Annotated in this window: 9 protein-coding genes; 3 read left to right on the top strand and 6 right to left on the bottom strand. The window is 69.7% G+C overall.

Annotated elements, in window-relative coordinates; all coding sequences use genetic code 11:
• Positions 1–2: 2 nt before the first annotated feature.
• From ABTU92_RS07160 to ABTU92_RS07150, 3 genes are all read right to left on the bottom strand, one after another.
• Positions 3–965 (bottom strand): cytochrome c oxidase assembly protein, encoded by a 963-nt coding sequence (locus ABTU92_RS07160; protein ID WP_408089216.1) that lies wholly within the window; start codon positions 963–965, stop codon positions 3–5.
• Between the two features lie 285 nt (positions 966–1,250).
• Positions 1,251–2,291, bottom strand: coding sequence for a transporter (locus ABTU92_RS07155; protein ID WP_408089060.1), 1,041 nt, complete (start codon positions 2,289–2,291; stop codon positions 1,251–1,253).
• A gap of 242 nt (positions 2,292–2,533) precedes the next feature.
• Positions 2,534–3,487: a helix-turn-helix domain-containing protein gene (locus ABTU92_RS07150; protein WP_408089058.1), complete on the bottom strand. Its 954-nt coding sequence runs from the start codon at positions 3,485–3,487 to the stop codon at positions 2,534–2,536.
• A gap of 289 nt (positions 3,488–3,776) precedes the next feature.
• Here ABTU92_RS07150 and ABTU92_RS07145 point away from each other — a divergent pair, with 289 nt between their 5' ends.
• From ABTU92_RS07145 to ABTU92_RS07135, 3 genes are all read left to right on the top strand, one after another.
• Complete coding sequence (locus tag ABTU92_RS07145; protein ID WP_408089056.1) at positions 3,777–5,072, top strand: anaerobic sulfatase maturase; 1,296 nt, start codon at positions 3,777–3,779, stop codon at positions 5,070–5,072.
• Positions 5,073–5,115: 43 nt separating this feature from the next.
• A complete protein-coding gene (locus ABTU92_RS07140) occupies positions 5,116–7,659 on the top strand; it encodes an arylsulfatase (RefSeq protein ID WP_408089054.1) in 2,544 nt (847 codons plus the stop codon).
• A 197-nt stretch (positions 7,660–7,856) separates the two neighbouring features.
• A complete protein-coding gene (locus ABTU92_RS07135) occupies positions 7,857–8,201 on the top strand; it encodes a hypothetical protein (RefSeq protein ID WP_408089052.1) in 345 nt (114 codons plus the stop codon).
• Positions 8,202–8,261: 60 nt separating this feature from the next.
• Here the strand turns inward: ABTU92_RS07135 and ABTU92_RS07130 are convergent, their stop codons facing one another.
• From ABTU92_RS07130 to ABTU92_RS07120, 3 genes are all read right to left on the bottom strand, one after another.
• On the bottom strand, positions 8,262–10,529 hold the full coding sequence (locus tag ABTU92_RS07130; RefSeq protein ID WP_408089050.1) for a GAF domain-containing protein: 2,268 nt from the start codon (positions 10,527–10,529) through the stop codon (positions 8,262–8,264).
• Between the two features lie 329 nt (positions 10,530–10,858).
• Entirely contained in the window at positions 10,859–12,229 is a 1,371-nt protein-coding gene (gene ppsR / locus ABTU92_RS07125) for a transcriptional regulator PpsR (protein ID WP_408089048.1), read from the bottom strand.
• Between the two features lie 303 nt (positions 12,230–12,532).
• Complete coding sequence (locus ABTU92_RS07120; protein ID WP_408089046.1) at positions 12,533–12,850, bottom strand: hypothetical protein; 318 nt, start codon at positions 12,848–12,850, stop codon at positions 12,533–12,535.
• Between the last annotated feature and the right edge of the window lie 9 nt (positions 12,851–12,859).

Raw genomic sequence — 12,859 nt, 5'->3', positions numbered from 1 at the left:
GATTACGCGGCGGGCTCGGCTGGCCCGTCGGGCGGACCGGCCGCGGTGCGAAAAGCGATCGCAGCGGAATCCTCCGGTCCTGCGAGGCCGCGCGCCACGAGGCCGAGGGCCGCCGCCATGTAGACCAGCCCCATCGGCACCCACATGATCAGGCCGGCGAGCTGCTGGTCGGCGAGCGGCGACAGCCCGAAGGCGAGCGCGCCTTGCGCCATCAGCGGGAACCACAGGCCGGGCGAGAAGGTGAGAAGCGCCCCCAGCATGCCGGTATGCATCAGGGTCGCGAGCAGCACCGGCGCGGCGGCCAGCGCGACCCCGGCGTCGCTGCGTGCCGCCGCCAGGAGACTGCGCCAGAACATCAGCGCGACGCAGAGGAGCGTGCCGAGCATCACGAGATGCAGCGCGCCGTCGCGCAGCGCCGCCTCGTAGGCGCTCGGCACATGCCAGAACCAGATGGCGGCGCCGTAGGCGAGCCCGGCGCCGATGGGCCGGCCGAGCCACGACCGGATCGCGACACGGCCGCCCCGCACGGCGGCGGCGCGCCGCCACACGTCCTCCGTCCCGAGCAGCAGAAGCGGCGGGGCCAGCGCGACCAGGATCACGTGCTGGACCATATGGGCCCAGGCGAGATGAGCCGCGAGCCGGCACAGCGGCGACACCACGGCGACGACGAGCAGGAGCCATCCCGTGCCGAACAGCACGACCCGCCAGGCGGGCGGCGCGCTCTCGTGCCGCCGGCTGACGATGGCCGACAGATAGAGCGCCGGCAGGACCAGCACGGGCAGCAGCGTCGCCGGCGCGAGGCTCCAGGCGGACGCGGCCGTGCCCGGCGTCACGGTGGTCACGCCGGCGAGGCAGAGCGCGAGCAGGCGCTCGACCGGACCCGCGGCCGGGCCGAGCAGGGCACCGAGGGCGGCACCGGCGAGGCCGGCCGCCGCCGTCGAGAGGATCACCCGGGAGGGTCGCATCACGTCACCTCGTGCGCCGGCGCGATCGTCGCTGCCGGGCGATCGATCCGCCGGATCGCGACGAAGCCGAGTCCGGCCGCGCTGTCGGAGACGTAACGCGAAAAGACCTGCAACGATCCCGTATGGAAACTGCGGCGCGCGAAAGCTGCGGCGAGGGCGCTCGGGTGTCGGCCTCCCGTTGCTCTCGCGCCCGGGTCCGGCGATGGGTGTGCCGGTCGGCGCCGCGACCAGACGCGGTTCGCCGAGAGGCGGCGTGGACCTGGCGTCGCGGTGAAGCCGAACGCGCTACTTCAGCGCCAGGCGCCGGGTCGGGGTCGCGGCCGGCGGCGGCGCGGCGGCGGGCGACAGCGCCAGAGTCAGCCACACGTTCCAGCCTTCGGGCCGGTTCTCGGACTCGAACTCCTTGTAGGCCTTCAAATTCAGATAGCCCTGGATCTCGCCCATCGGCACGATATAGCCGACCTGGGCGCCGACGCTCATGACCCGCGACTCGAAGCAGCCCACTCGATCGCCCGATCCGCTGTCGCAGGAGAGCTGCTGGTACAGATAGCCGACCAAGCCGACCTGGAGCTGCTTGGTGAGAAACTGCGAGGCGCCCCAATCGACGTGGAAGTCGACGCCGTTCCGGTATTGCGTGTCGGGATTCTTGAAGTTGTAGGTGAGGCCGGCGACGGCCGAGAACTCGCGCCCGGTCGCCGGATTGAAATAGGTGTAGCCGAAGCCGCCGTCGACGGCGCCGTGACCGATGCCGAGATTGGCGATGCTGTTCGGGTCGTAGCTGCCGACCGGGATGTTGCCGGTCAGGTAGGTCATGTAGTTGTTCACGCCGGCGTTCCAGCGCAGGAAGAGCTGCGGGTAGAGATCGCCGACCCCGGTGTCTGTCTCGCTGAGATTGAAGAAGCGTGAGCCCGACACGGCAAACGGCCCGGCCAGCACGGAGGCGTTCAAGAGCGCGTCGATCGACGTGCTGTTGCGGCCCGACACCGTCATCAGGCCCACCGTGGCCTGCGCGCCGAACACCGGCGAGGCGAACGTGTAGGACGGGATGACGATTGCGAGGTCGGCCTTGCCGGTGAGACTCGCCTCGACGTTCGCCGCCACCGTGACGGGCAGCCGCCCGGCATTGATCTCGCGGGCACGGGCGACGCTGCCGCCGGCCGTGACGGTCGTGTGATAATAGATCGAGGTGAGCGAAAAGCCGGGCTGCTGCGGCGCCGCCGCGAGGCTGCCGAAGATGCCGGGCAGCCAGAAGCTCACGCCGCCCTCGTCGGCGGCGGCGGGTGTCGCCGCGAGGGCCATGGTGGTCGCGGCGGCGATCAGCGCCACCGGTGTTCCGACCCGCCCGCGCCCCCGCCCGCGCGCCCGTCCCCGCCGATGTCCGGTCGTCGTGCCTGCCATCTCCGCCTCCCCCGATGCGGAAAAGTCCCGCCGTGACGGTATCCGGATCGACGCCATTCGCTATGCAAGAACGGCCAGGACCGTCGGCGAAACGACGAATGGGGTGCGTTGTTGCGGGTCGACAACACAGGCGCGAGCGGATTTGCGCCCACTCACCCGCTCGCTCCCCGTCAGCCGGTGGAGCGCTCCAGCCGCCGCATGGTCTGTGACGGCAGCTCGCCGAACAGCGTCCGGTATTGCGCCGCGAAGCGGCCGAGCTCGGTGACGCCGTGGCTGGTCAGCACGTCGGTGACCAGCCGTCCGCGGGCGCTCGGATCGAGCAGCGAGGCGTGAACCTGGTTGAGCTGCAGGAGCTTGAGATAGCGCGACGGCGGCATGCCGTAGACGGCGCCGAAGGCGCGCCGCAGCGTCCGCTCGCACACCCCGGCGGCGACACACAGATCGGCGAGGCCCGGGGCCGGCCCGGTCGCGTCGCGTCGCGTCTCGAACGCCCGTTGGACGATCAGGTGGTGGTGCGGCGCCGCGGGCACATGGCGGCTCCCCGGCGCTCCGATCACCTCGACGAGCATCCGGGAGATCGCCGCGGCGGCGTCGTGCGCCTGCTCGGGTGACGCCGCGTCGTCGCCGGATGGCGCCTCGCGACGGGTCGCCTCGGATCGGGCTTTGTCGATCTGCGCCAGCAGGGCGGAGAAGGTCTCGGCCTCCGCCTCGATCAGCGACGCGGCGGCACTGCGGGGCCGCCCGGCGAGCCGGTCGATCTGCGCGGGCGTCAGCATGGCCAGCGGCAGCGTCAGCGAGATCCAACAGTGCGGCACCGCGTTGGCGAACACGAAATGGCTGCCCGGGGGCAGCACCGCGATGCCGTGCCGGGCGACCGGGACGCCGTTGAGCGTGACGGCGTGCCGGTCGAGCGTGCTCTGCATGACGAAGACCAGGGCGCCCGGCTGCCCCATCACGCCGTCGGCCACCATGCCGGCGCCGCAGCGCCCGCGCTGGATCACCACGTCGCCGCAGCGTCGGTTGTGGACCGACCACTCGGGCAGGCCGCGGCTGGTCAGCAGGAAGCTGACATCGGCCTCGCGCACCGCGCGGGCGAACTCGACGAAGGCCGATGCCGAAGACACGCTGCTCCACCCGCCTACGTCAATAAGGCTAATACAAAATGCCGGAGTGAAACCCCATCATACGAACAAACCGTGCGCATGCCTATCGTGATAAGCTTAATGGATTGCACATAAAGGTGTGGCCGCGCTCGGTTCGATCACAAGCACGGCATCTGGTCTCGCGTCCCTCGCGGCTGGCCGGAACTGCATACTGGCCCGTGGGGCGGCACGCTAGCCTCCGATCGATCCCTGGCAGCCTCGCCTCTCCGCCGGTGCCGAGAGCGGCGCTGAACCCCGGTTTTCTCGCCGCATGAGCTCCGTGGCCGACAAGTACGACGCTCCGATCAAGCTCGCGGGAATGGGCGAACGCAGCTTCCATGCCATGGCCAAGCCGGCCGGGGCGCGCTGCAATCTCGACTGCACCTATTGCTTCTATCTGAGCAAGGAGAGCCTGCCCGGCGGACCGGATGCACGCGGACCCGGCGCCGGCGACATGGACCGCGGCACGCTCGAGCGGTTCGTGCGCCAGTACATCGCCGGCGTGACCGGCCCGGAGGTGGTCTTCACCTGGCAGGGCGGCGAGCCGACGTTGCGCGGCCTCGCCTTCTTCGAGAAGGTGGTCGCCCTGCAGGCGAAGCATGTCCGACCGGGCCAGCGGATCCACAACGACCTGCAGACCAACGGCGTGCTGATCGACGAGGCGTGGGCCCGCTTCCTGAAGGAGCACCGGTTCCTGGTCGGTCTCAGCATCGACGGGCCGCGCGTGCTGCACGACCCGTGTCGGGTGAACAAGGGCGGCGCGCCGACCTTCGACAAGGGGATGGCGGCCGCCGCGCTGCTGCGCCGGTTCGGCGTGCCGTTCAACGCGCTCGTCTCCGTGCACCGCCTCAACGCCGGGAAGCCGCTCGACGTCTATCGCTTCCTGCGCCGCGAGCTCGGCGTGACGGTGATCCAGTTCATCCCGGTGGTCGAGCCGCGCGACTTCGCGACCACGGCGCCGCAGGCGCACGACCCGGCGCGCGCGCCATTGCTCGGCAGCCCGCAGGCGCGGCCCGGCGATCCGGACTCGGTCGTCACCGACTGGTCGGTCGATCCCGACGACTGGGGCACCTTCCTGTCGCGGGTGTTCGACGAGTGGCGGCGCAAGGATCTCGGCACCGTCCTGGTCACCCATTTCGAGACCCTGGTTGCGCGCCGCCTCGGCCAGCCGGCTCAGATCTGCATCTACGCCGAGACCTGCGGCAAGGCCGTCGTGGTCGAGCACGACGGCAGCGTCTTCTCCTGCGACCACTACGTCTATCCCGAGCACCGGCTCGGCAGCCTGCACGAGGCGACCCTCGCCGATCTCGTCTTCTCGCGCGCGCAGGTGATGTTCGGCTACGCCAAGTCGGACCGCCTGCCGGCCTATTGCCGGGCCTGCGAGGCGCTGGCCGACTGCTGGGGCGAATGCCCGCGCAACCGCCTGATCAGGACACCCGACGGCGAGCCGGGCCTCAACTATCTGTGCGCCGGGCTGAAGCGCTTCTTCCGCCATGCGGGGCCCGCGGCCGACGCCATCGCGACCGACATCCGGGCCCGGAAGCCGGCATTCACCAGTGGGACGTGACATTCTCAACGGAGGAGATTGCATGACCTTCGGATCAACAGCCATGCGTACGCTCGTCGGAGTCACGGCCGGCCTCCTGCTCGGCGCGAGCTGGTCGCTCGGGCCGGCCGTGGCCCAGCAGGTCACCGGCACGCTCGGCGCGCCGGATGCCACCACGACCATCGACGGTCGCCAGCTCCCCGCGCCGGACCCGAAGTTCGGTGGTGTGATCAGGAACGATGCGCTGCAATCGAAGCCCTGGTGGGCGCCCCGCATCGTGCCGCCGAAGGAGGCGCCGAACGTCCTCCTGATCATCACGGACGACGCCGGCTTCGGCGTGCCGTCGACGTTCGGCGGCGTCATCCCGACGCCGACCATGGACGGCCTCGCGGCCGAGGGCCTGCGCTACAATCGTGTCTTCTCGACCGCGCTGTGTTCGCCGACCCGCGCCGCGCTGATCACCGGGCGCAACCATCACTCGGTCGGCTTCGGCGTGATCTCCGAGCAGTCGACCGGGTTCCCGGGCTACAACAGCATCATCGGCAGGGACAAGGCGACCATCGGCCGGATCCTGACCGACAACGGCTACGCCACCGCGTGGTTCGGCAAGGACCACAACACGCCGGCCTTCGCGGCGAGCCAGGTCGGGCCGTTCGACCAGTGGCCGACCGGCATGGGCTTCGAGTACTTCTACGGCTTCGTCGGCGGCGACGCCAACCAGTGGCAGCCGAACCTGTTCCGCAACACGACGCAGATCTACCCGTTCGACGGCAAGCCGCCCGGCACCTGGAACCTGATCACGGCGATGGCCGACGACGCCATCGACTATATCGGCCGGATGCACCAGACCGATCCGACGAAGCCGATCTTCATCAAGTATGCGCCGGGCGCCACCCATGCGCCGCACCACCCGACCAAGGAGTGGGTGGAGAAGATCACGGCCATGCATCTGTTCGACGACGGCTACGAGACGCTGCGCGAGCGGATCTTCGAGAACCAGAAGCGGCTCGGCGTGATCCCGAAGGATGCCAAGCTGACGCCGTGGCCGCGCGAGGTTCTGAAGGAGTGGGATACGCTGACGCCGGAGGCCAAGAAGCTGTTCGTCCGCCAGGTCGAGGTGTTCGCCGCCTACGCGGCCTACAACGATCACGAGATCGGCCGGGTGATCCAGGCGTTCGAGGACGTCGGCCGACGCGACAACACGCTGATCATCTACATCAACGGCGACAACGGTACGAGCGCCGAGGGCGGCCCGATGGGTACGCCCAACGAGGTGGCGTTCTTCAACGGCCTGAGCGAGCTGCCGGTCGACGTGCAGATTAAGTTCTACGACGTGTGGGGCACGGAGCAGACCTACAATCACATGTCGGCCGGCTGGTCGTGGGCTTTCGACACGCCGTTCGACTGGTTCAAGCAGAACGCCTCGCGGCTCGGCGGGACCAACCAGAACATGGTGGTGTCGTGGCCGGCCCGCATCACCGACAAGGGCGCGTTGCGCGAGCAGTTCGTCCACGTCATCGACGTGGTGCCGACGATCCTGGAGGTCGCCGGACTGCGGGCGCCCGACACGGTCGACGGGATCAAGCAGGCGCCGATCGAGGGCACCAGCTTCGCCTACACGTTCGACCCGAAGAACGCCAAGGCGGCGTCGCGGCACGGCACCCAGTATTTCGAGATGATGGGCCAGTGGGCGCTCTACAAGGACGGTTGGCTCCTGAGCACCAAGGTCAACCGCGCACCCTGGGAGGCGTTCGGCGCGGCCAACCCTGACCCGCTGAACAACCAGGTGTTCCAACTCTACGACCTGTCCAAGGACTTCACCCAGGCCGACGACATCGCCGCCAAGAACCCGCAGAAGGTGAAGGAGATGCGCGAGGCCTTCCTGGCCGAGGCGAAGAAGTATCAGGTGCTGCCACTCGACGCCTCGGTCGCCGCCCGCATCGTCGCGCCGCGTCCGAACATCACGGCGGGCCGCAGCGAGTTCGTCTACACGCGGCCGATGACCGGGCTGCCGCAGGGCGACTCGCCGAACCTGCTCAACACCTCCTACACGATCACGGCCGACATCGAGGTGCCGGACGGCGGCGCCGAAGGCATGATCCTCACCTCGGGTGGGCGCTTCGCCGGCTACGGCTTCTATCTGAAGGACGGCAAGCCCGTGTTCCTGTGGAACCTGGTGGATCTGAAGCGAGTGAGGTGGGAAGGGCCCGACGTGCTCGCGCCGGGCCGTCACACGCTGGAGTTCAACTTCAAGTATGACGGGCTCGGCATCGGCACGCTGGCGTTCAACAACATGAGCGGCGTCGGTCGCGGCGGCACCGGAATCCTGAAGGTCGACGGCAAGGCGGTCCAGACCATCACGCTGCCGCACACGTTGCCGATGATCCTGCAATGGGACGAGGCCTTCGACATCGGCTCCGACACGCTGACCGGCGTCAACGACGCCGACTACACGCCGCCGTTCCGGCTCACCGCCAGGCTGAACAAGCTGACCATCAAGGTCGACCGGCCGCAGCTCGGCAAGGCCGACATCGAGAAGCTGGAGACCGCGCGGGCGACCGCGGTCGACGGCGCGCCGCTCACCCGCGTGCAGCCCGGGCCGCATTGAGGCAGCTTTCGCCAGGTGAAAGGCGCTCCCTTCGTCATGGCCGGGCGCGTCGCGGCCATCCACGATCGTGGTCTTGCGGAGACCGCGAGATCGTGGATGCTCGCGACGCGCGGGCATGACGGGTCGGGAGAGTCGAGGGCTGGAACGAGACGCGCCCGAGGGGGCGACCTTCGTTTGATCACAGCAGGGAGATGCTCATGAGAACGAGTCTGTTGGTCGGTGTCGTGCTGGCGAGCGTGGCCGCGGGCGGCGCCTCGGCGCAGGTGCAGGGCGTGAATCTGAACGGCCCGTGGATTTGCGTCGCGAACTGTCTCGGCGGCCAGGGCAGCAGCGCCTTCATCACCCAGTACGGCGCCCAGCTCAACGTCATCAACGACGCCGGTCAGCCGTCGGCCGGGTGGGTCGAGTATCCGGGCCGCATCTGGATCGCCAACGCCTGGCAGGGGGCCGTCTACTCGCCGGACGGCATGACCATCCAGTTCGACAAGGGGACCATCTGGCAGCGCCCGCCGGTGGCTCCGCCGGCCCGCCGCCGCCGTTAGGCGAAGCCCCGCGGCGACGACCCCGGCGGCGGCGGCGTGGCGCCGCCGTGTCCGTCGGGATCAGTTCGGCCGGCGCGGTCCGGGGCGGCCGCCCGGCCCGTCGCCGCGGTCGTCGGGGCTCGACCGTGGCGCCTCGGGTTCGCCGGTGGTGCCGGGCTGCGGCCCGGCCTCGACATCCTCGGCGCGCGCCGCGTGGGCGGCGAGATGCGCCAGCACCTCGGCGGTGCGGTAGACCGACGCCTGCACGCTGCCGAGCATCTCGGCCATCCGGGTGGTGTCGAGCCCGTCGGTGATCTCCAGCGCGGCGAGCTGCGCGTTCTCGACCACGGGCGACAGCAGGGTGCGGTAGATGTGGTCGGCCTTCGGATCGAGCCGGGCCGCGAACAACGCGTTGCGGTCGACCACGTTCTCCTGGAACCGGCTGCGGGCCGTCTCGGCCGCCTTGCGCTCGGACAAATCCATGAACAGGAGGACGAAGCCCAGCACCTTGCCGGGCGACGAGAACACCGGGTCGGCCCGCACCAGGAGCTGGCGCGGATCGTCCTGGCCGGCGGCGAGCTGCACCTCGCCCCGCCAGGTGCGGTGGTCGCGGGCGAGATCGATCATGCGCTGGCGCACCTCGGCGGCGTCGACGAACAGCGGGACGAGGTCGTGGATGGTGGCGAGATCGCCGTGCGAGAGCGGCAGCAACCGGTTGAAGGCGGCGTTGCACAGGAGGATGTGACCGCTCGCGTCGGCGATTACGGCCGGCTGGTCGGAGACCCGCACCTGGCTGCGCACGGTGTCGAGCTGGTGCTGGGCGATCAGGAAGCTGACGGCGCGGAACTGCAGCACCACGTCCGTCACCGTGTCGCTGATCAGCCTTGCGGCGGTGAGGTCGGCCGAGGTCCAGGCGTCGCTCGTGCCCTCGACGAGCTGGTGCCACTTGGCGAAGGAGCGCCGCGGCGACAGGTCCTTGGGCGTGGCGCCGACCTCGACCGGCTTGAGCGGATCGCCACCCCAGGTGACGGTGCGCACCCGCTCGGGGCGGAACCAGATCAGATACTCGCCCGGCGAGGGCGACACCGGGGTCGCGAGAATCCCGCTCGCCACCGCGGCGAGCCGGGCGAGGTCCGGCTTCTCGGCGCCGAGCGCCGAGGTGGCGTAGAGCGGCAGCCGCGGCCGGCTGTCGAGCCAAGCCCCGATGGCGCGCAGATCCGGCGTCCCCGGCACCTCACCGGTGGTGAGAACCTGGCCGTCGTAGAGCAACGCCGCGCCGGTCGCGTTCACCGGCGTCAGCAGCGCCTGCGACTGGTCGAACAGCGCCATTCGCCAGTCGCCCTCGCGGGCGATCGCCTCGATCATGCGCTGCTCGAGCCGGCGCACCGACAGCTCGGCCTGCGCCTGCACGAAGCTCTCCAGCGCCGCGACCCGGGTGGCGACCGCCTCGGCGAGCAGCTCGCACACGGCCCGCACCTCGAAGGACACGATGCGCGGGACGTAATGGTGGCAGGCGACCAGCCCCCACAGCTTGCCGCCGACCATCAGCGATGCGACCAGCGTCGCGCCGACCCCCATGTTCTTCAGATACTGGATGTGGATCGGTGACATGCTGCGCAGCCCGCACAGCGACATGTCGAGATCCGTGCCGGTGATCGGCGACAGCCGCGGCTCCAGCGGCACCGGGTCGTAGGCGACGTCGACCAGCACGCGCACCCGGTTGCGCTCGTAGAGCCGCCGGGCGATCTGCGGGATGTCGGAGGCCGGGTAGCGGTTGCCCAGATAGGGCTCGAGCTCCGGCTCGCGCTGCTCGGAGAACACCTGCCCGTGGCCGAGCTCGTCGAACCGGTAGATCATCACCCGGTCGTAGCCGGTGATCGCCTTGTAGATGCGGGCCGCCTCGTCGCACAGGGCGCGCAGCGAGGGCGCGCCGAGAATGCCCTGAAGCGCCTTCTCGATCTGCGACGCCAGCGGCATCGCGGCGCCGGCCCGCTCGAGCTCGATCACCAGCCCTTCGCCGGGCGGCCGGTGGATCAGCACGTCCCAGGACTCGCCGCCGAAACGGCAGCGGATCGCGTGCGGAATGGTGTCGAGCGGCTCGGCCTGATGCGGCGCGATCGCCGCGGCGAGCGCCGGCGCCAGGTCGGCGACGCGGCGGCCGATCACCGGGCCGTCGACGCCCAGGAACGCCGCCGTGTTGGCGCTCGCCATGACGACGACGCCGTCGCTCTCGCGCATCATCATCAGCGCGCCGTGCGGCTGGATCGACTGTGCGAGATGGATCTGCTCCAGCTCGCAGTTCGACAGGTCGGCCTGTCCGAACGGCGGGATCGCGAGTGGCTCGCCCAAGTCTGCGTGCTCCGGTGTGTCGTTCTCGTGCCGTCGTTACGGGTGTGGTCGGTCCAGGGTCGTCGTCTTCCGCGCAGCGTCGTCGTCACGGTCCGCCGTCACGGTTCGCCGCCGAGCGCGCCGGCGCAGTGGTGCAAGCACTCTCTTTCGGCGAGCTCCACTCCATCGTGCCGGAACCCGTCGAGACGGAGCCCGTCGCGCAGCCCGCAGGGGCTCGCGGGTCGGGCGGCCGCCGGCCACCGCGAGGTCGCCTATCTAACCGAAACAGGTCACGGCTCGTCCAGCATTTGCGGCGGATGAGAGTAAAATTGGCGTTCGAGCGGTAAAATTCAGCTCTTCGATCCGCCGGCCGGCGGATCGTCGCCGAGGTCGTAGCGGTTGAGCTTGGCGTAGAGGCTCTGCCGGGACAGCCCGAGCAGCTCGGCCGCGGCGGTGCGATTGCCGCCGGCGAGGTCGAGGGCGGCCCGGACATAGTGCCGCTCCACCACGTTGATGGTATCGCGCACCAGCTTGCGCAGCGAGGTCTTGCCGATCTGCTCGGTCAGCGGTCCGAGCGCCGAGATCAGCCGATTGGCGTCCTCGGCCGGCGGCAGCCGCCGGGCGACGTCGCGCAGGATGACGCCGATGTGCGGGTTCGACGGATCGCCGGTGCCGGCCGCCGAGATCTCGACCTCGGTCGAGGCGCCGAGCTCGCCGTGGATGGTCGTCGAGAACAGCCGGACGAAGCGTTGCCGGTGGACATTGGCGAGCAGCACGGTGAGGTCCGCGCCCGGGCGCCACAGCCAGCGGCCGAGCCGCTCGCCGACCACGAGCCCCTTCGCCCCGACCTCGACGAGATCGAGGAAGGCCTGGTTGGTGCGGCGGATCACGCCTTCCTGGTTGATCACCACGAAGCCGTCCGGCATCCGCTCGATCAGGTCCTCGACCGACAGGCGGTCGGCCTGCGCCGGCATCGCGAGCGGCGCGCCGACCGGCGAGAGCTGGACCAGGAAGATAGGCCCCGGATCCGAGGTCATCAGCGAGGCGCGCACCAGGCAGGCCTTCCGGGTCTGGCCGAAATGCATGACGATACCGGGCGCCTTGCCCTGTTCGCGCACCCGCAACAGCATCGCCTGCAGGAGGTCGCGCTCCTCCGCCAGCACGTCGGCCAGGAAGTCGCGGCCGGCGACGCTGTCGGGGCGCGGCCCGACCGCGCCGAGCGCCTGCACGGCGGCCGGGTTCGCCTCGATGATCCGCAGGTTGGAGGCGCGCAGAAGCAGCACGGCCTCTGTCGAGGTGTGGAACAGAAGCCGGTAGCGGGTCTCGACGTCGCGCAGCTTCCAGTAGTCGCGCTCCATCGTCTGCTGGGCGGCGATCAGCCGCGACTGCAGTTCGGCGACCGCCTGCAGGTTCTTGCCGATGGCGAGCAGGCCGGGCCGGCCGCCGAGCAGTACGGTCGTGTACTCGATCGGCAGCTCGCGGCCGCTGGGGAAGCGCTGGGTGACCTGTCGGAACGCGGAGACGCCGGTCTTGAGGGCGTCCTCCACCATGCGGCGGACCTTCTCGCCGCCCACCTCGGTGACGGTGTCGACCCAGGGCCGTCCGAGCCAGGCTTCGACGCCCTTCTCGGAGATGGCATCGGAGAGCGTGACCTCGCGGATCACCCCGTTCATGTCGAGCAACAGGGTGACGTCCGGCTGCGAGATGTTGAGACTGGTCATGGTCGCTCGATACCGGAAACGTTAAAGAGGCGACCGCGCGCTGCCCTCGATGATCAAGTTGTCATGACCACGACGATGGTCTCAGCGGGAGCCCGGCGGCACAGGGGTTCGCTCACCAGGGGCGAATCAGTATGGCTCGAATTCCCATTCCTTGCTTGTCAATTGGACAGCTGACGCGGCGTCCGTCAATGGAGCTATTGCGGATCGCGGCGTAATTCAAGCGTCAACACGCAAACTGTCAGGTTTTTTTGACCTGGTATGCAACTATGGCGTAGATCCCGCGAAGTTGCGCCTACCGGGTTGTCACTGCGAAACTGTCGAGTGTTGTCCGGACGACTTGACGGGTGGTTCTGTCAGGCGCGTCAGCAAATCCGCGATATGAGCCATCAGCGCGGCCAGCAGGGACGCCGCCACCCAGACCCAGTCCGCCCCGACCAATGCGGCCCGGACGGCGACGAGAAGGCAGGCGCCGGCGGCGAGATTGGGCAGCAGCCGGCGCAATGGCGGCAGGCGCCCGGCGAGGGCCGTCATCCGCCCCGCCAGCGCCAGCGCGATCGTCTCGACCACCACGAGCGCCAGGATCAGGTCGATCACCCGGCCGCTGGCGAACAGCTCGGCCATCGCGGGGCC

The sequence above is a fragment of the Rhodoplanes sp. SY1 genome (genome assembly GCF_046000175.1).
GTDB lineage: Bacteria > Pseudomonadota > Alphaproteobacteria > Rhizobiales > Xanthobacteraceae > Rhodoplanes.
This window is presented reverse-complemented; position numbering and strand designations above follow the sequence as displayed.